Source organism: Hydrogenophaga sp. L99, assembly GCF_058731905.1.
On the sequence record NZ_CM178972.1, the window covers coordinates 901825 to 920972 of the forward strand.

The 19148-nt window shown below is 61.5% G+C and carries 18 protein-coding genes; 12 read left to right on the plus strand and 6 right to left on the minus strand.

Translation table 11 applies throughout. From position 1 onward, the window contains the following. The first annotated feature begins 13 nt into the window (after positions 1-13). From nuoG to AC4QBL_RS04415, 11 genes are all read left to right on the plus strand, one after another. On the plus strand, positions 14-2149 hold the full coding sequence (gene nuoG, locus AC4QBL_RS04365; protein ID WP_472906613.1) for an NADH-quinone oxidoreductase subunit NuoG: 2136 nt from the start codon (positions 14-16) through the stop codon (positions 2147-2149). Further along, positions 2146-3228 (plus strand): NADH-quinone oxidoreductase subunit NuoH, encoded by a 1083-nt coding sequence (nuoH, locus tag AC4QBL_RS04370; RefSeq protein ID WP_304825461.1) that lies wholly within the window; start codon positions 2146-2148, stop codon positions 3226-3228. The genes nuoG and nuoH overlap by 4 nt, the downstream gene beginning before the upstream one ends. 15 nt (positions 3229-3243) lie before the next feature. Further along, complete coding sequence (gene nuoI, locus AC4QBL_RS04375; RefSeq protein ID WP_472899373.1) at positions 3244-3777, plus strand: NADH-quinone oxidoreductase subunit NuoI; 534 nt, start codon at positions 3244-3246, stop codon at positions 3775-3777. Positions 3778-3810: 33 nt separating this feature from the next. Continuing rightward, entirely contained in the window at positions 3811-4467 is a 657-nt protein-coding gene (locus tag AC4QBL_RS04380) for an NADH-quinone oxidoreductase subunit J (protein WP_472899372.1), read from the plus strand. Next, the gene (gene nuoK / locus AC4QBL_RS04385) at positions 4464-4781 is read left to right on the plus strand and encodes an NADH-quinone oxidoreductase subunit NuoK (protein WP_322304288.1); all 318 of its coding nucleotides are present in this window, start codon (positions 4464-4466) and stop codon (positions 4779-4781) included. Before AC4QBL_RS04380 ends, nuoK begins: the two co-directional genes overlap by 4 nt. Positions 4782-4808: 27 nt before the next feature. After that, entirely contained in the window at positions 4809-6839 is a 2031-nt protein-coding gene (gene nuoL / locus AC4QBL_RS04390; RefSeq protein WP_472899371.1) for an NADH-quinone oxidoreductase subunit L, read from the plus strand. Between the two features lie 13 nt (positions 6840-6852). Further along, positions 6853-8328 carry an NADH-quinone oxidoreductase subunit M gene (locus AC4QBL_RS04395; RefSeq protein WP_472906614.1) on the plus strand — a complete coding sequence of 492 codons (1476 nt, stop codon included), beginning with the start codon at positions 6853-6855 and terminating at the stop codon, positions 8326-8328. A 36-nt stretch (positions 8329-8364) separates the two neighbouring features. Continuing rightward, on the plus strand, positions 8365-9861 hold the full coding sequence (gene nuoN / locus AC4QBL_RS04400) for an NADH-quinone oxidoreductase subunit NuoN (RefSeq protein ID WP_472906615.1): 1497 nt from the start codon (positions 8365-8367) through the stop codon (positions 9859-9861). Positions 9862-9935: 74 nt separating this feature from the next. Beyond that, a complete protein-coding gene (locus AC4QBL_RS04405; protein ID WP_472899368.1) occupies positions 9936-10238 on the plus strand; it encodes a DUF2818 family protein in 303 nt (100 codons plus the stop codon). A gap of 104 nt (positions 10239-10342) precedes the next feature. Beyond that, positions 10343-10978 (plus strand): NUDIX domain-containing protein, encoded by a 636-nt coding sequence (locus AC4QBL_RS04410; RefSeq protein ID WP_472899367.1) that lies wholly within the window; start codon positions 10343-10345, stop codon positions 10976-10978. Continuing rightward, positions 10975-11463 carry a DUF1178 family protein gene (locus AC4QBL_RS04415; protein WP_472899366.1) on the plus strand — a complete coding sequence of 163 codons (489 nt, stop codon included), beginning with the start codon at positions 10975-10977 and terminating at the stop codon, positions 11461-11463. The genes AC4QBL_RS04410 and AC4QBL_RS04415 overlap by 4 nt, the downstream gene beginning before the upstream one ends. Before the next feature lie 61 nt (positions 11464-11524). Here AC4QBL_RS04415 and AC4QBL_RS04420 read toward each other — a convergent pair whose 3' ends face one another. From AC4QBL_RS04420 to AC4QBL_RS04435, 4 genes are all read right to left on the minus strand, one after another. Further along, the gene (locus AC4QBL_RS04420; protein ID WP_472906616.1) at positions 11525-12853 is read right to left on the minus strand and encodes a Glu/Leu/Phe/Val family dehydrogenase; all 1329 of its coding nucleotides are present in this window, start codon (positions 12851-12853) and stop codon (positions 11525-11527) included. 398 nt (positions 12854-13251) lie between these two features. Further along, positions 13252-13857 (minus strand): hypothetical protein, encoded by a 606-nt coding sequence (locus AC4QBL_RS04425; protein ID WP_472906617.1) that lies wholly within the window; start codon positions 13855-13857, stop codon positions 13252-13254. Between the two features lie 210 nt (positions 13858-14067). Next, complete coding sequence (locus tag AC4QBL_RS04430) at positions 14068-15855, minus strand: ABC transporter transmembrane domain-containing protein (protein WP_472906618.1); 1788 nt, start codon at positions 15853-15855, stop codon at positions 14068-14070. Between the two features lie 61 nt (positions 15856-15916). Next, positions 15917-16210, minus strand: a complete 294-nt coding sequence (locus AC4QBL_RS04435) for a hypothetical protein (protein WP_472906619.1) — start codon at positions 16208-16210, stop codon at positions 15917-15919. A gap of 248 nt (positions 16211-16458) precedes the next feature. Between AC4QBL_RS04435 and msrA the strand changes: the two genes are divergently transcribed. Beyond that, the gene (gene msrA, locus AC4QBL_RS04440; RefSeq protein ID WP_472899362.1) at positions 16459-17016 is read left to right on the plus strand and encodes a peptide-methionine (S)-S-oxide reductase MsrA; all 558 of its coding nucleotides are present in this window, start codon (positions 16459-16461) and stop codon (positions 17014-17016) included. A 32-nt stretch (positions 17017-17048) separates the two neighbouring features. On the opposite strand, the gene AC4QBL_RS04445 is transcribed toward msrA, so the two are convergent. Then, the gene (locus AC4QBL_RS04445) at positions 17049-17933 is read right to left on the minus strand and encodes a MipA/OmpV family protein (RefSeq protein ID WP_472906620.1); all 885 of its coding nucleotides are present in this window, start codon (positions 17931-17933) and stop codon (positions 17049-17051) included. Positions 17934-17954: 21 nt separating this feature from the next. Then, entirely contained in the window at positions 17955-19145 is a 1191-nt protein-coding gene (locus AC4QBL_RS04450; RefSeq protein ID WP_472906621.1) for a lipocalin-like domain-containing protein, read from the minus strand. Positions 19146-19148: the final 3 nt, after the last annotated feature.

A 19148-nucleotide genomic window follows, 5' to 3' on the forward strand; every position in this document is an offset into this window, starting at 1 on the left:
AAAGAAGTCGCACATGGTTGAAATTGAACTCGACGGCAAAAAGGTGGAAGTGCCCCCGGGCAGCATGGTGATGCATGCTGCCGAGAAGGCAGGTACCTACATTCCCCATTTCTGCTACCACAAGAAACTGTCCATTGCGGCCAACTGCCGTATGTGTCTGGTGGATGTGGAGAAGGCACCCAAACCCATGCCCGCCTGCGCCACGCCGGTGACCATGGGCATGATCGTGCGCACCAAGAGCGACAAGGCGATCAAGGCCCAGCAGTCGGTGATGGAGTTTCTGCTCATCAACCATCCGTTGGACTGCCCGATTTGCGACCAGGGCGGTGAATGCCAGTTGCAGGATCTGGCCGTGGGTTACGGCGCTGGAGCCTCGCGTTACGAAGAAGAAAAACGCGTGGTGTTCCACAAGGACGTCGGTCCGTTGGTTTCGATGCAGGAAATGAGCCGCTGCATCCATTGCACCCGCTGCGTTCGCTTCGGACAGGAAATCGCCGGTGTCATGGAGTTGGGCATGTCGCACCGAGGCGAGCACGCCGAGATCGAGGCCTTTGTGGGCAACACGGTCGACTCCGAGTTATCCGGCAACATGATCGACATCTGCCCGGTGGGCGCGCTTACTAGCAAACCGTTTCGTTACAGCGCCCGCACCTGGGAACTCTCGCGCCGCAAGAGCGTGAGTCCGCACGATTCAACCGGTGCCAACCTGATTGTTCAGGTGAAAAACCACAAGGTCATGCGTGTGGTGCCGCTGGAAAACGAAGCCGTCAACGAATGCTGGATCGCCGACCGCGACCGTTTCTCTTACGAGGCCGTCAACAGCGAAGAACGGTTGACCGCACCCATGCTCAAGCAGGGCGGCGAGTGGAAAACGGTGGACTGGCAGACGGCGCTGGAATACGTAGCCAACGGCCTGAAGCAGGTCAAGACCGAACACGGCGCTGGCACCATCGGTCTGCTGGCCAGTCCGCACAGCACGGTTGAAGAACTCGCGTTGGCTGGTGCCTTGGTGCGCGGTCTCGGTAGCCAAAACATGGATGCGCGTTTGCGCAGCGCCGATTTCACCAACACCGCGCCGGTTGGTGCTGCGCGCTGGTTGGGTCAATCCATCGCATCGCTGTCTTCGCTTCAGCGTGTGCTGGTGGTGGGGTCCCATCTGCGCAAAGACCATCCGCTGTTTGCACAGCGTATCCGTCAAGCTGCTCGAAAAGGCTGCCAGGTCAACGTGCTGGACGCCGTGTCGCAAGACTGGGCGATGGCCGTCAAAAACACCATGCTGGCTGAAACCGCTTCGTGGGTCTCGGCTCTGGCAAGCATTGCCGCTGCAGTGGCCCAAGAAACGGGTGCTGCGGCACCAGCGGCCGCCGAGGTGAGCGACGCTGCTCGTGCTGTCGCCAAATCGCTCTTGGGTGGTGAGCAAAAAGCCATTCTGCTAGGCAACGCAGCGGCACACCATGAAAAAGCCAGCAGCTTGCTGGCACTGGCCAACTGGATTGGGCAGCAGACGGGTGCGACCGTGGGTTATCTCACCGAGGCAGCCAACACCGTTGGCGCACAGCTTGTGGGCGCTACACCTGGTCAAGGCGGTCTTCATGCGGCTCAAATGCTGGGCGGCGCCCTCAAGGCGGTGGTGCTTCTGAACACCGAACCTGCCCACGACAGCGCTGCAGGTTCCTCCGGTCTCGCTCACGCTGACATGGTGGTCACGCTCAGCCCTTTCAAGTCGAACATGGACGTGAGCGATGTGTTGCTGCCCATCGCGCCCTTCACCGAAACGTCGGGCTCTTTTGTCAACGCCGAAGGTCGTCTGCAGAGTTTCCACGCGGTGGTGCGTCCGCTGGGTGAAACCCGCCCAGCTTGGAAGGTGCTCCGCGTGCTGGGCAACTTGCTCGGCTTGGCCGGATTTGACGCCGACTCTTCGCAAGCCGTGTTGGCAAATGCACTGCCCGGTGTGGTTGCCGGAAGCACCGTGGACGCCACGCGTCTGTCCAACACCTGTTCAGTGAGTATCGACCTCGCTCCAGCCGGTGCCCAGCCTTGTGTGGCTTCCATTTACCAGCTCGATGGGCTGGTTCGGCGTGCCACCTCGTTGCAGCTCACGAGCGACGCACGCGCGGCAAGCGTGCAGACGGAAGGAGTCCACGCATGATCGACGCCATGTACAACGGCGGTATGGGCTTGATTGCTGCCTCGTGGTGGACCACGGCGGCTTGGCCTGTGCTCTGGATTTTGATCAAGATTGTGGCCGTGCTCGCACCTCTCATGGGCGCTGTGGCTTACCTCACCTTGTGGGAGCGCAAGTTGTTGGGTTTTATCCAGGTTCGCCTGGGCCCTAACCGGGTCGGTCCATTTGGCCTGTTGCAGCCCATCGCCGACGCGATCAAACTCCTGACCAAGGAAATCATCAGCCCCAGCGCGGCCAGCAGCGGTCTGTTTCGTCTGGGTCCCATCATGGCCATCATGCCGGCGCTCGCCGCTTGGGTCGCGGTGCCGTTTGGTCCCGATGCGATCCTCGCCAACGTCAATGCGGGCTTGCTCGTCATTCTGGCCATCACGTCCATCGAGGTTTACGGCGTGATCATCGCCGGCTGGGCATCCAACTCCAAATACGCCTTTCTCGGCGCCTTGCGTGCCTCGGCACAAATGGTGAGCTATGAAATCGCCATTGGCTTCTGCTTCCTGGTGGTCGTGATGACCGCCGGCAGCCTGCACCTGGGTGAGATCGTGGCTTCACAAAGCCGCGGTATGGCCGCAGACATGGGCCTCAATTTCCTGTCCTGGAACTGGTTGCCTCTGTTGCCCATTTTCTTTGTCTATCTGATCTCTGGCGTGGCCGAGACCAACCGTCACCCGTTTGACGTCGTGGAGGGCGAAGCAGAGATCGTTGCTGGTCACATGGTCGAGTACTCGGGCATGGGTTTCGCCATCTTCTTCCTGGCCGAATACGCCAGCATGTGGTTGATCTCCATCCTGGCTGTGCTGATGTTCCTCGGCGGCTGGCTGCCCCCTATTGACAGCGCGCTGTTCAATTGGATCCCGGGCTGGATCTGGCTGGGTCTGAAGACCTTCCTCGTGGTGTCGATGTTCATCTGGATCCGAGCCACTTTCCCTCGCTTCCGTTACGACCAGATCATGCGTCTGGGCTGGAAGATTTTCATTCCTGTCACGCTCATCTACCTGCTGCTGGTCGGCGCGTTGATGCAGACGTCTTGGAATATCTGGAAATAAGCAGGGCGAATGACCATGTCTACCACCACCGCCTCCGTTGCCACGACCGTTGCCGTCGCGCCGTTTTCCTTTCGCGACTTTTTTAAAAGCTTTTTGCTGGTTGAATTGTTCAAAGGCATGGCGCTGACCGGACGCTATGCATTCCGTCGCAAAGTCACGGTGCAGTTCCCTGAAGAAAAAACGCCCATCTCGCCACGGTTCCGTGGGCTCCATGCCCAGCGCCGGTACGAGAACGGTGAAGAGCGCTGTATTGCCTGCAAGTTGTGTGAAGCGGTATGCCCCGCCATGGCGATCACCATCGAATCCGATGCACGGGAAGACGGTTCGCGCCGCACGACGCGCTACGACATCGATTTGACGAAGTGCATTTTTTGCGGCTTTTGCGAAGAAGCTTGCCCTGTGGATGCGATTGTGGAAACCCACATTTTTGAATATCACGGCGAAAAACGCGGTGACCTGTATTTCACCAAGGACATGCTGTTGGCCGTAGGAGACCGTTACGAAACCGAAATCGCTGCAGCCAAAGCAGCCGACGCTCCTTACCGCTGACCCTGGGCTGACCCAAGAACGAAGAACCATTCCATGGACTACCAGACCGGCTTTTTTTACCTGTTCGCGGCACTGCTGCTGTTTGCAGGCTTCCGCGTGATCACCGCGCGCAATCCTGTGCACGCTGTGCTTTTCTTGATGCTCGCCTTTTCGCAGGCCGCTGCGTTGTGGTTGCTGCTGAAAGCCGAGTTTTTGGGCATCACATTGGTGTTGGTCTACCTCGGCGCGGTGATGGTGTTGTTCCTGTTTGTCGTGATGATGCTCGATATCAACATGGAAGGCGTGCGTAAGGGTTTTTGGAAACACTTCCCCTTAGCGGCTTTCTTGGGTGCGTTGGTGGCGGCCGAACTCATTGCCGTGCAGTGGGCAGGTTTCCCAGCCATGTCCATGAGCCCGGATGCACCCGGCACCGGTGTGAATGCCCCGGACTACGCCAATACCAAAGAGTTGGGCCTGCTGCTGTACACCGAATACCTGTATCCCATTGAAGTCGCAGCCGTGATCTTGCTGGTGGCCATGATCGCCGCCATTGCTCTGACGCTGCGCCAGCGCAAAGACAGCAAGGCCATCAACCCTGGGTTGCAGGTGCATGTTCGGGCGAGCGACCGCCTGGTTGTGCTGCCGATGGCCGCAACCCAAAAATCACCGCCTGCTGCCGAGGCCGCTGCCACCGAAGAGGGCAAAGTATGACGCTCACTACGCTGACCCTGGGTCACTTCCTCACCGTTGGTGCGATTCTGTTCACGCTGTCGGTGGTCGGGATTTTCCTGAACCGAAAAAACCTCATCGTGCTGCTGATGGCCATCGAACTGATGCTGTTGGCTGTCAACATGAACTTTGTGGCGTTTTCCCATTTTCTGGGTGACCTGCATGGACAGGTTTTCGTGTTCTTTATCTTGACGGTGGCCGCTGCCGAATCGGCAATTGGCCTGGCCATTCTGATGCTGCTGTTCCGCAACAAGTCGTCCATCAGCGTCGAAGAACTCAACACCCTCAAGGGTTAAGCCCGTACCCCAAGAGGCAAGAACACCATGAGCACCACCCTTTCTGCAAGCACACTCCTGGCCGTCCCACTGGCTCCGCTGGTGGGTGCAGCCCTCGCGGGTATTTTGGGCACCACTTTCGGCGGCAACGTCATTGGACGCCGCACCTCGCACACCCTCACCATTTTGGGTGTGCTGGTCGCTTTTATCCTGTCCGCCATGACGCTCAAGAGCGTGGCCGTTGACGGTGCAAGGTTCAACGAAACCATCTACGAATGGATGGTGGTCGGTGGTCTGAAAATGGAAATCGGCTTCATGGTCGATGGGCTGACCGCCATGATGATGGTCGTGGTCACGTTTGTTTCGCTCATGGTGCACCTCTACACCATTGGCTACATGGAAGAAGACGCCGGCTACAACCGTTTCTTTGCCTATATCTCGCTGTTCACCTTCTCCATGCTGATGCTGGTGATGAGCAACAACCTGCTGCAGCTGTTCTTCGGCTGGGAAGCTGTGGGTCTGGTGTCCTATCTGCTGATTGGCTTTTGGTACAACAAACCCACCGCGATTTTCGCCAACATGAAGGCTTTTCTGGTCAACCGCGTGGGTGACTTCGGTTTCATTTTGGGTATTGGCCTGATCGTGGCCTATACCGGTAGCTTGAACTACACCGAAATCTTCGCCAAAGCACCAGAGCTGGGTACGCTGGGCTTCCCAGGGACCGACTGGTTGCTGGTGACCGTCATTTGCATTTGCCTGTTCATTGGTGCGATGGGCAAGTCTGCTCAATTCCCTTTGCATGTGTGGTTGCCCGATTCGATGGAAGGCCCTACGCCTATTTCGGCGCTGATCCACGCAGCCACCATGGTGACGGCCGGCATTTTCATGGTGTCGCGCATGTCGCCGCTGTTCGAGATGTCGGACACAGCGCTTAATTTCATCATGGTGATCGGTGCCATCACGGCGCTGTTCATGGGCTTTCTCGGCATCATTCAAAACGACATCAAGCGGGTGGTGGCCTACTCCACGCTGTCGCAGTTGGGTTACATGACGGTGGCCCTGGGCGCTTCGGCCTATTCGGTGGCGGTTTTCCACCTGATGACGCACGCGTTTTTCAAAGCCTTGCTGTTCCTGGCGGCCGGCTCGGTCATCATGGGCTTGCACCACAACCAGGACATTCGCTGGATGGGCGCGGTGCGCAAGTACATGCCCATCACCTGGATCACCTCCTTGCTGGGCACGCTGGCCCTGATCGGCACGCCGCTGTTCTCGGGTTTCTACTCCAAGGACAGCATCATCGAAGCGGTGCACTTCAGCAACCTGCCAGCCTCGGGCTTCGCCTACTTCGCGGTGCTGGCCGGCGTGTTCGTGACGTCCTTCTATTCGTTTCGCTTGTATTTTCTGGTGTTCCACGGCCAGGAACGTTACGACCAAAACCCCGATGCACACCACGGGCATGACGATCACCACGATGACCATGGGCACCACGGCGACGGCAAACCGCACGAATCTCCTTGGGTGGTGACGGTGCCACTGATCTTGCTGGCCATCCCCTCGGTGGTGATTGGTTACATGACGATCGAGCCCATGTTGTTCGGTGACTTCCTCAAGGACGCCATCACCATCAACAGCGAAGCCCACCCGGCCATGGCCAAATTTGCTGAGATCTTCCATGGCCCCCTGGCCATGGTGAGCCACGCGCTTTACACGCCGCCGCTTTACCTGGCGCTGGGCGGGGCTGTCACGGCTTGGTACATGTACCTGATCAACCCCGCCGTGCCCGCCGCCATTGGCCGTGCGCTCACGCCCATCGTCACCCTGTTGGAAAACAAGTATTACCTCGACTGGTTCAATGAAAACGTGTTGGCCAAGGGTGCACGTGGCTTGGGCATTGGCCTGTGGAAGGGTGGCGACCGCGTGTTGATTGAGGGTGGGGTGGTCAATGCCAGCTGGAAGCTGGTGGGTTGGGTGTCATCGCTGGTGCGTCAGGCCCAGACGGGGTATCTGTACCACTACGCGCTGGTGATGATCGTGGGCGTGTTGCTGTTCATGACGTATTTCGTGTGGCTCGCCAAATAAGAGGAAGAACAAGATGGGTTTGCTGAGCCTTGCGATCTGGACGCCGATTTTCTTTGGCGTTGTGCTGCTGGCCTTTGGCCGGGATGATCAGGCACATGTGGTGCGTTGGATAGCCCTGGTGGGTGCGTTGGTGTCCCTGGCTGTGACGATTCCGCTGTACAGCGGCTTCGAGTTGGGCACGGCGGCCATGCAGTTTGTCGAAAAGAGCGCCTGGATCGAGCGCTTCAACGTGCACTACCACCTGGGCGTGGACGGTATCTCACTCTGGCTGGTGTTGTTGACGGCGTTCATCAACGTGGTGGTGGTGGTGGCGAGCTGGGATTCGATTACCCGCCGCGTAAACCAGTACATGGGCGCGTTCCTGATTCTGTCGGGTTTGATGATCGGTGTGTTCAGCGCGCAAGACGCGATGCTGTTCTACGTATTCTTTGAAGCCACCTTGATTCCGATGTATCTGATCATCGGCATCTGGGGTGGACCCAACAAAATCTACGCTGCGTTTAAGTTCTTCCTGTACACGCTCATGGGCTCGTTGCTCATGCTGGTGGCGCTCATTTACCTGTACACCCAGTCGGGTGGCAGCTTTGCGCTGGCAGACTGGTACAAGTTGCCTTTGAGCGGTACAGCCCAAACGCTGCTGTTCTTCGCCTTCTTCGCCGCCTTTGCTGTCAAGGTGCCCATGTGGCCGGTGCACACTTGGTTGCCAGACGTCCACGTCGAAGCGCCCACGGGCGGTTCTGCCGTGCTGGCCGCCATCATGCTGAAACTGGGCGCTTACGGTTTCTTGCGTTTTTCGCTGCCCATCCTGCCCGATGCGTCGCATGAGTGGGCCTGGCTCATGATTGCGCTGTCGCTCGTGGCGGTGGTGTACGTGGGCCTGGTGGCCATGGTGCAGCAAGACATGAAGAAGCTGGTGGCGTATTCGTCGGTGGCGCACATGGGTTTTGTGACGCTGGGCTTCTTTGTGTTCAGCGACCTCGGTGTGTCGGGTGCGATCGTCCAGATGATTGCGCATGGCTTTGTGTCGGCCGCCATGTTCCTGGCCATTGGTGTGCTGTACGACCGCGTGCATTCGCGGGAAATTGCCGACTACGGTGGTGTGGTCAACACCATGCCCAATTTTTCCGCCTTTGCTTTGCTGTTCGTGATGGCCAATTGCGGCTTGCCTGGCACCGCTGGTTTTGTGGGCGAGTGGATGGTCATCCTGGCCGCAGTCAAATTCAACTTCTGGGTAGGCGCTGCAGCCGCCACTGCACTGATCTTTGGTGCAGCCTATTCTTTGTGGATGTTCAAACGCGTCTACCTCGGACCTGTGGGCAACGACAACGTCAAGGGCTTGACCGACCTCAACCCCCGCGAATTCCTGGTGATGGCTGCGCTGGCGATTGCCGTGCTGTTCATGGGCGTGTACCCCAAGCCCTTCACCGATGTGATGGACGCTTCGGTCGCCGATTTGCTGCGCCACGTTGCCATCTCCAAACTGAACTGATTCCGTGACCGGCCAAAAATACAAGAGAGCGCTTACATGATTGACAACCTCAGCTGGGTCACGGCTTACCCTGAAATCCTGTTGCTGGTGATGGCTTGCGTGATTGCGCTGCTGGACCTCGGCGTCAAGTCGCCGCTGCGTGGCGCCACCTATGTGCTCACCTTGCTCACCCTGGGCGTGGTGGCATTGCTGCAGGGCTATTACGCAAGTTCGGGCGAAACCATCATGGGCTGGGGCGGCATGATCGTCAGCGACCCCATGGGCAACTGGCTCAAGTGTTTTGCCGCGCTCGCCATGATGGCGACCCTGGTTTACGGCCGTGCTTATGCGGGTGCGCGCGACATGCTGCGCGGCGGCGAGTTGTTCACCCTGGGCTTGTTTGCGCTGCTGGGCATGTTCGTCATGATCTCGGGCCACAATTTCCTGGTTATTTACCTGGGTCTGGAACTGCTCACGCTCTCCAGCTACGCCTTGGTCGCTCTGCGTCGCGACGACGTGCAAGCCACTGAAGCGGCCATGAAGTATTTCGTGCTGGGCGCGCTGGCCAGCGGCTTCCTCTTGTATGGCATGTCGATGGTTTACGGTGCCACGGGGTCGCTGGATCTGGCTGAAGTGATGAAAGCCATTGCGGGTGGCGAGGCAACCCTCAAGGGCTCTGCACAGGTGCTGACCCTGGGCCTGGTGTTCCTGGTGGCCGGCCTGGCGTTCAAGCTGGGTGTGGTTCCATTCCACATGTGGGTGCCCGACGTGTACCACGGCGCTCCCACCGCCGTCACCCTCATGATTGGTGGCGCGCCCAAGCTGGCGGCGTTTGCCATTGTGGTGCGTCTGCTGGTTGAAGGCTTGCAGCCGCTGGCGTTCGACTGGCAGCAAATGCTGGCGGTGTTGTCGGTCATGTCCTTGCTGGTGGGCAACTTTGCGGCCATTGCACAAACCAACATCAAGCGCATGCTGGCGTTTTCCACCATCGCACAGATGGGTTTCATGCTGCTGGGTTTGCTGGCGGGCGTGGTGCAGGGCGATGCCAGCAACATGGCCAACGCCTATGGTTCGTCCATGTTCTATGTGGTCACTTACGTGTTGACCACCCTGGGTACGTTCGGCGTGATCCTGTTGCTCTCGCGCAGCGGGTTCGAGTCTGAAAACATCAGCGATCTGGCCGGCCTCAACCAGCGCAGCCCGCTGTACGCCGGTGTGATGGCCGTGTGCATGTTCTCGCTCGCCGGTGTGCCCCCGTTGGTGGGTTTTTACGCCAAGCTTTCGGTGCTGCAGGCCCTACTGGCTTCCAGTGATTCGTTCTACATCGGCCTGGCGGTGTTTGCTGTGCTGATGTCGCTGGTTGGCGCGTTTTACTACCTGCGCCTGGTCAAGGTGATGTATTTCGACGCACCCACGCAAACGGCTGAGATCGTTGCCGGCGCCGACGTTCGTTCGGTGCTCACCCTCAACGGCGCGTTGGTGCTGGTGCTCGGCATCGTCCCGGGCGGCCTGATGGCGCTCTGCGCCCAGGCGGTTTCCTCCCTGTTCGTTTAACCGGGGCATACCCGCCCGTGCGGGCGGGTGTCTCTGGTTGAACTTCCGGCGCTTCCCCGGCTCACACTGCCCCTATGACCCACACCTTTTCTGTCTGGCTGGTGTTGATCGCCGCCCTGATCGCTGCCAATCTGCCCTTCGTCAACAACCGCTGGCTGGCGGTGATTCCGCGCGAGGAAACCAAGACCCTCTGGTTGCGCCTGGGAGAGTTGTTTGTCTTCTACTTCCTGGTGGGTGGAATCGGTTTGGCGCTGGAGCAATCGGCCGGGCAAATCTATCCCCAGGGCTGGGAGTTTTATGCCACCACGGGCGCCCTGTTTTTGACCCTGGCCTTCCCGGGCTTCGTGTACCGCTACCTGTTCAAGCGCCGTGGCTGACAGTCCGTGGCGGCTGACGTGATGGGCTGTGTGTTGCTGCACGCTGCGCTGCTCTGTGTCGGGTGTGTGGTTTGATCTACGGCCCCGATGCAACGGTAACTTCCATGTCCGAAGCACCTGCAGCCGTTGATGCGCACCTGCGCGAGAGCCTGGTGTCCCGCACCGAGTTGTTGCAGGGGCATTTCCTGCACGTCGTGCGCGATACGGTCCGCCTGCCGTCCGGGCACGAAGCCACCCGCGAATTTGTGCTGCACCCGGGTGCCGTGATGGTGATCGCCTTGCTGGACGACGGGCAAGTGGTGCTGGAGCGCCAGTTTCGCCACCCCATGCAACAGGTGATGGTGGAGTTTCCCGCTGGCAAACTCGATGCCGGCGAGCCCAGCCTGGTGTGTGCGCAGCGCGAACTGCGGGAAGAAACCGGCTACACCGCCCGTGAATGGGCCTTTGCGGGCCGCTTGGCCCCCACCATCGCTTATTCCAATGAAGTCATCGACATTTGGTTTGCCCGTGGCCTGAGCGTGGGTGAGCGCCATCTGGACGACGGCGAGTTTCTTGACGTGTTCAGCGCTACGCCTGCCGAGTTGCAGACCTGGTGCCGCAGTGGCGAGGTGATCGACTGCAAGACCTTGGTGGGCGCTTTGTGGCTCCAAAACGTGCTGCGCGGTGATTGGGTGCTGGACTGGGGCCCTGACACGTCGGCGGCTGTGGGCACTGCGTCTGCCGGATCATTCGCGCCATGAAGGTCCTCAACCTGCAATGCGGCCAACAACACGACTTTGAAGGATGGTTCGGGTCTGAAGACGATTACGCCAACCAGCTGGAGCGTGGTTTGCTGAACTGCCCCTTGTGTGGGAATGTGCAGATTCAGAAAATGCTGAGCGCGCCCCGTTTGAACCTGCGCAGCAGCCACGAAAACCGCACCCCTGCAGACGGTGGTGGTACGGTCGATGAGACCACGCAGCCCAGCAGTGTCGAGCTGGGGCGTACCGCGCCGGGCTCGCCGTTGCAGGGGCAGTTGCTCAAGGCCATGCGGCAGGTTTTGGCGAACACCGAAGATGTAGGCGACCGTTTTGCCGATCAGGCCCGCGCCATGCACCATGGCGACATGGACCAGCGCAACATCCGAGGGCGAACCACGCCCGAGGTGGCGATGGAACTGTTGGACGAGGGTATCGAGGTGCTGCCCCTGCCGACCCTGCCGGCCTTGAAAGAGACCTTGCAGTAGGGCGCTGATGGCCCATTGAAAAAGCCCCGCGTGCGGGGCTTTTTGCTGGAGCGAACAGTGCTCAGGGGTACAAACCACGCAGATCGCGCGCATGCAAGATGCGTTTGCAAGCCACGATGAAGGTGGCCGTACGCAGGCTCACCTTGTTGGCGTCGGCCACCTGCCACACGGCGGCAAAGGCGTCTTGCATGATCTTCACCAGCCGGGCATTGATCTCGTCTTCGCTCCAGAAGAAGCTGGAAAAGTCTTGCACCCATTCAAAGTAGCTCACCGTCACACCACCGGCGTTGGCGATCACGTCGGGCAGCACCAGAATGCCACGGTCGTGGAGGATGTCGTCTGCCTGCGGCGTGGTTGGGCCGTTGGCGCCTTCAATCACCATCTTGGCCTGGATGCGGCCCGCGTTGGCTTCGGTGATCTGCTGCTCCAGGGCGGCAGGAATCAAAATGTCGCACGGCACACCCCAGAAGGCGTCATCGGCCATCACCTCGGCCTGCTCAAAACCCGCCACCGAGCCGTTGCGGGCCACGTGTGCCAGCAGTGCGGGCACATCCAGCCCGGCTTCGCGGTAAATGGTGCCGCCATGGTCTTGCACCGCCACCACCTTGGAGCCCGCTTTGGCAAACAGCTTGCCAGCCACACCGCCCACGTTTCCAAAACCTTGTATGGCCACGCGCGCCGTGCTGATGTCCATGCCCGTGTGTTTGGCGGCCTCAACGCCCACGGTGAACACGCCGCGCCCCGTGGCTTCGCGCCGCCCGAGCGAGCCGCCCAGGTCCACCGGCTTGCCGGTGACCACGCCGGTGGCGGTGGACCCCTCGTTCATCGAGTAGGTGTCCATCATCCAGGCCATGATTTGCTCGTTGGTGTTCACATCGGGCGCGGGGATGTCTTTGGTCGGACCAATGATGATGCCGATTTCGCTGGTGTAGCGGCGCGTCACGCGCTCCAGTTCGCCTATGGTGAGCTGGCGCGGATCCACCCGGATGCCGCCTTTGGCACCGCCGTAGGGCACATTGACCGCAGCGTTCTTGATCGACATCCAGGCCGAGAGCGCCATCACTTCTGAGAGCGTCACGTTCTGGTGGAAGCGCACGCCGCCCTTACCCGGCCCGCGGCTGGTGTTGTGCTGCACGCGGTAGCCCTCAAAGTGGGCCACCGAGCCGTCGTCCAGGTGGATCGGCACGTCCACGATCAGCGTGCGCTTGGGCCGCTTGAGCGTGTCGACCCAGCGGGCCAGGTTGCCCAGGTAGGGCGTGACGCGGTCCACCTGTTGCAGGTAAATGCCCCAGGGGCCGAGGTTGTGCGGGTCGAGGTACGAGGGCAGGGCGTTGGTGAAGGCGGCCGGGCTGTTGGCCGCGGCGCCTGCGGGGTGCGGTGCTTGTGACATGTTGCGGAGTTTCCTTGTGGGTTGCGCCTGCCCGTTTCTGTGGGCCAGCGCTCGCCACTGTAAGGAGCCGCCGGGAGCCTGTCCAAGGCCGAGTTTTCTTGTATATATGCGTTTGATGCATAAGGTTGACCCTGTCACCCTTGGTGACGCCAGTGGGTTGGTCGAACCATGCGCGGCACTTTGAATTCTTCCAGCGTAAGCGCGCGAATCTGGCACCAAGGCCAAGAGCCTTTGGGTTCAAACAGGCCGCCTATGGGCGGCTAATTTTTTTGATGGCCTCAGCAGCTGTGCGCTCCAAACCTCACATAAGCGCCAACCGGGCGAAAAAAAGGCGCCACTGGCGCCTTTTTTTAATTCCATTCAAGCCAGGATTGCCCTGCGCTTTCAAGGTGTTGATTTCACCATCTGGCCAGGACCTTCGTCGTTGCCTCTGGCATGGGGGCCGCATCGACAATAGCCTGGATTTCTGGCTCAGCCGTAAGCCTGCAGCCGCCCATGAAGCTATCCCAGATGGAGTCGGCATTCTTCTTGAGGTCCGGCGAAAGCTGCCCTTGCAAATCCATTTTTTCCACCAGCTCTTTGTAGGCATCCAGAACCGACTTCATGGAGGCCTGGTCTGCGCTGGAGTGTTGGAGTGCCTTCTCAATCTGCTTCAGGCGCATCTTGATTTTTTTGCCATAGGCCTCAAACTCATTGTTTTTAGTGAGGAGTTTAACCTGTACGCCAGCCCCAGCTCTAGCGACGCTGACAACCTCAGCCTCTGCGGCAGAGAGCTTTTCCTGCAGCGCATCGCGCTCGTTCAGGCTGTCTCTGAGTGCGGCCCTCAGCGCTTTCAGCTGATCCTCTTTTTGCATTGCAATGCGGTACCAGCCCATGGCTTTGTCTTCGGCAGCATCCGCTTGCTGATGCGCTTGACCAATGACCTCGCCCAACATGGCGCCATGGGCGGCGTCCACCATGGCTGAGCCAACGGATGATCCAAGAGAGGGGTGCCATTGGGACATGCTGGTATTCCTGATTTTGTGGGGTGAAGGCGAAAGCCCCTGTGCGCCTCATTCACACGGCTGGGCGTTGGCAGTATAGGCATATTTTCTTAACCGTCAACAGCGCATCTGCAGCTGTTGATGCCCGCAAAGGCCGTGTATGGGATGGGTTTCGGGCGTGGCATTTCAAGGAATTTCTCCACCCCATAACCGTGGCGATCGGGGGCCCTTTCAGGCGTTGAATTGCAGCGCCGCCAGACCCGCATAAACGCCCCCGCGGGCCACCAGCTCGGCGTGGGTGCCTTGTTCCACCAGTTGGCCGTGCTCCAGCACCACAATGTGGTCTGCCTTTTGCACCGTGGCCAGGCGGTGGGCAATCACCAGCGTGGTGCGGTCGCGCATGGCCGACTCCAGAGCGGCTTGCACCATGCGCTCGCTTTGTGCGTCCAGCGCGCTGGTGGCTTCGTCCAGCAACAACAGCGGCGGGTTTTTCAGCAGGGCGCGGGCAATGGCGATGCGCTGGCGCTGGCCGCCTGACAGGCGCACGCCGCGCTCGCCCAGAAAGGTGTTGTAGCCCTCGGGCAATTGCACAATGAACTCGTCGGCAAACGCGGCCACAGCAGCGGCGTGCACCTCGGCGTCGCTGGCGCCGGGTTGGCCGTAGCGGATGTTCTCCAGCGCGCTGGTGGAGAAAATCACCGGGTCTTGCGGCACGATGCCGACCCGATCGCGCAGCGCGTGCAGGCTGAGCTGGTTGATGGGCACGCCGTCCAGCTCAATACGGCCTTGCTGCGGATCGTAAAAGCGCAGCACCAGGCCAAACACCGTGCTCTTGCCGGCACCGCTGGCGCCCACCAGGGCCACCGTTTGCCCGGGTTGCACCTTCAGGCTGAAGTCGGACAACGCGGCCTGGTTCGGCCGTGAAGGGTAGTTGAAACCCAGTTTGTGAAACACCAGCGTGCTGCCGCCAGCGGGCGCCGGGGTGTCCAGCGGCTGCGCGGGCGACTGCACCGGTGACTCGCTGGCCAGCAGCTCCATCAGCCGCTCGCTGGCGCCAGCGGCGCGCAGCAGGTCGCCATACACCTCGCCCAGCACGGCCACCGCGCCGGCCAGGATGATGATGTACACCACCGTTTGCCCCAGATGACCGGCGCTGATTTCGCCGGCAATCACGGCCTGTGTGCCTTGGTACAGGCCCCACAGCAGCAGCGCGGCGGTGCTGATGATGATGAAGGCCACCAGGCCCGAGCGGGCGCGGCTGCGCCGCACGGCGGTGCTGAAGGCAAATTCGGTGGCGGTCGCAAAGCGCTGCGCTTCGCGGTTTTCTGCGGTGTAGCTTTGTACGATGGGAATGGCGTTGAGCACCTCGGCCGCGATGGCGCTGGAGTCGGCCACGCGGTCCTGGCTGGCGCGCGAGAGCTTGCGCACGCGCCGGCCAAACCACATGCTGGGCAGCACCACCAGCAGCAAGATCAGCAGCACCTGCGTCATCACGTAGGGGTTCGTCCACACCAGCATGATCAGCGCACCCGCACCCATGAACGCATTGCGCAGCCCCATGGACAGCGACGAACCCACCACCGTTTGCACCAGGGTGGTGTCGGTGGTGAGGCGGCTCAGCACCTCGCCGGTCTGGGTGGTTTCAAAAAACTGGGGGCTTTGGCGCAGCACATGGCTGTAGACCGCGTTGCGCAGGTCGGCGGTGACGCGCTCGCCCAGCCAGCTAACCAGGTAAAACCGCGCCGCCGAAAACAGACCCAGCGCCACGGCCACGCCAAACAGTTGCAGAAAATGACCGCGCAGCCCCATGGCCTGTTCGCTGCGATCGGCCGACACCAGTCCGCCGTCAATCAGGTGGCGCAGCGCCACGGGAAAGAGCAGCGTGGCCGCTGCGGCCCCAATGAGAAACAGCACCGCGAGCCCGATTTGCAACCGGTAGGGCCGCATGAAGGGCAGCAGGCCGCTGAGAGAGGTGGGGGTGGTGGCCTTGGGCCGTTCGTTCGATGGGGGTGCGCTCATGCCTTGAGTGTGCCGGGTTTGTCTGGCCTTGGCCCGGTGGGGGCGGCACGGGCGGGCGTGGTCAGTCCTGCAGGGCGGCGTACTGGCTGGTGACGCGGCCGTGGGCTTCTTCCAGCTGGACGATGAGTCCGTCCACATCATCCAGAAATGCTTCACGGCTGGCTTGCGGGCTGTCCGTGACCAAGGCCGTGGCGTGTTCGGCCAACGCGTCTTCGCCGGCCGCCCTGGCCCAGCGCCGCACTTCGCAGTAGGCCAGCAGTGCCAGCCGGCCCAGGTCGTTGTTGCGGCGGGCGTAGTGCAGCTCCCCGAGGAGGTCCTCAAGTCCGAGCTGGATGGGCGCAGTGCGTGTGTTCATGTTGCAGTGCAGCATTATCCTTCATTCTGACGCGAAACTGACGAATTGGTGGCCTGCGAACGCCACACACCGGGCTCGGGCTTGCCCGCGGGCGTGTGCCCTGAGGTCCGACCTGGTAGACACTGACCACCAAATGGCTCGCTGCGGGCTGAAACAAGGATGTCGAGATGATGAAGCGTGACGTAGGGAGAAGGCCGGGCATCTGGGCTGTAGATGGGGCCGTGTTCAATGCTCTTCGGACGGTTTCTGTGGCGCTGCTGCTGTCGGCCAGCGCCGTTGCTGCGCAGGCCGCCACCGCCACGGCGGTGTTTGCCGGGGGCTGCTTCTGGTGCATTGAGGCGGACTTTGAAAAGCTGGCTGGCGTGGTGGCGGTGGAGTCGGGCTACACGGCCGGAAAAACCACCAACCCCAGCTACGAAACTGTGAGCCGCGGCCACACCGGGCACACCGAAGCGGTGCGCGTGACCTACGACCCTGCCCGTGTGAGCTACCCGCAGCTGGTGGCGTATTTCTGGCGCCACATCGACCCCACTGTGAAAGACCGCCAGTTTTGCGACCTGGGGGACCAGTACCGCAGCGGAATTTATTGGGGCAACGAAGCCGAGCGCCTGGCGGTCCTGGCCAGCCGCGACGTCTTGGTGAAATCAGGCCGTTTCAAGACCATTCACACCGAGCTCGCCCCTGCCAGCGTGTTTTATCTGGCCGAGGAATACCACCAGGACTACTACAAGAAAAACACGGTGCGCTACAACTACTACCGCCTGTCTTGCGGGCGCGATGCGCGGGTGAAACAGCTCTGGAAGTGATGGCTGGCGCGTTGTTGTGGCCGTGGCTGCGCTCAGTCAACCGCGGTGCTGCTGCTGCGCCAGGGTGTCCAGACCACGCCGGCGCCCATGGCGAGGTTGCTGCGGTCGCGCAGCAGCGGGCTGCCCGTGTTGGCCGCGCCGTGCAGCGACATGAGCCGTGCCGTCACAAACCAAGACACATCGCGCTGCGGGCGGTGGCTTAGCGTGAGCGCCGCTTCGGTGCCCAGGTAGCCGGCGCGGGCGTTGTAGGCGGGCCGGTTCAGCGTGGCTTCGCTCGGGTTGACTTGGTAAAAATACGTGTGCAGCGAACGGCTGGCCCAGGTGGGTTGCAGTGAAAAACTCAGGCTGGCAGGTGTGCCGGCTACTTGCCGCAGGCGCCAGCGCAGTTCGGGGTCGAAGCTGAAGCCGCGCCCGTCAATTTGCTGGAAGTCGGTGGACATGAGCGCGCGCAGCTTGAGGTGCAGCGTGGGCTGGCCGGGCCACGTCCGCAAGCCCTTGTAGACCGCTTGCGGGCCTACGCCAAACAGGTAGTCCAGGGCCGGCATGCCCTCTCGCAAGGCGTTGTTGCGGGCGTTGAAGGCGCCGGTGGCGCTCAGATCCAGTTCCCAGTCGGGCGTCCTGGCGAGGCGCCCCCGGATGCTGCCGCCGTCAATGCGCAGCACCGGCCCGCGGTAGGTGAACACCGGCAGCACCGCGCCACGCGTGCGGTAGCGGTCAGCACCGGGGTAGTCCGGCACGTAGCCAGCGCCCAGTGCCAAGCCGGCTTCCCACAGCGGCAGGCCGGCAGGCATGGTTGCTGGCGCGGCGGTTGGCGCCATGTTGCTGGGCGGCGTCTGGGGGGGCGCAGGCTCGGTGGCCCATGCGCCCAGGCTGGCGGTGCTCGCCATCATCAACGTGCAAAAGGTGTGTGGTTTCATGGGCAAATTATGGGGCTCGCGTTACAACACCAGGCGCTGGGCGTAGCCCGTCATTTCCAGGTAGCCCCGGCCCACCGGCTGGCCCTGCACGTCCAACAGGTCGGACAGGCCTTCCCAGTACACCGTGCCGGTGCTCTGGCTGCTGTCGAGTTCCTGGGGATCAATCACGGCTTTGACGGTGTAGACCGCTGCGCTGGGTGTGCTGACGCGCCATTCCACCGGGTAGCGGGCGCGGGTGCGCGGGCTGGTCCAGAAGCGCAGCGGCGTGAAGCTCACGGCGTCTGGCGCAAACGGCCGGGCCTGCGGGCTTTGCGCGGCTCGAAACGAGCCCCCAGCCCAGACCGGGCTGCCATCGGCGCGGCGCAGCCGAAAGGCGGTGAGGCTGTCGCCGTTGAACAGGTTCATGCCGATCCAGTCCCAGCCCACCGCCTCGGGGTGCAGCAGGGCTTCGCTCCATTCGTGGTCGAGCCAGGCGGTGCCCTGCACCTGAAAGCGCTGCCCGCCCAGGCTGAGCTGCCCCTGCACGGCCAGCTGGGGCTGTGTGACGTAAAAGCTGGCCTGCGCCGGGTCGGGTCCTTTGCGGGAAAAGCCGTTGTCGCCCTGCAGCAGCAGCGGCTGCGTGGGCGCGGCGCTGATGTCAATGCCCAAGGTGTCGCCGCTGATGCGGGTGGTGTAGGCACCGCTCGGCTGGCGCTGGATGGCCCAGTCGCGCAGCTGCACATGGGTGTCTTGCGCACTGGCAAACACGCCGCGCCCGCTGGGAAGGCCGGGGGTAGGCGGCTCGCCGTTCCAGCGGGCAACGCGCTGGTCGTGCCACAGCTTGCCGGCTTGCACGTCGGTGATGGCGGCGTGGGCAAACAGCAGTTGGCGGGCCGCCAGCCGCCCGGGCAGGGTTTGGGTGCCGTCCACCCGGCTGCGGAAAAACGTGACCTGAAAACCAAACGCCCGACCCGCCGCGTCTTGCGCGTGGCCGGTCAGGTACCACCATTCGGTGCGGGTGTCGTTGTGGGTGCCGTGGTCGCGCGCAAACACCAGCGGGCGGGGTTGCAACACTCGGGCAGGCTCTGCTGGTTCCGCCCGGGAGGGTGCAGCGGTCTGGGCTTGAGCAAACCAGGGTGCCACCAGCAGGCCGCCTGCGCCCAGCACCAGCTGGCGCCGTTGCAGGGCCCATGGCGGCCGGGCGTGCGTGTGTTGTATGGGGTTTGGGGGCATGGG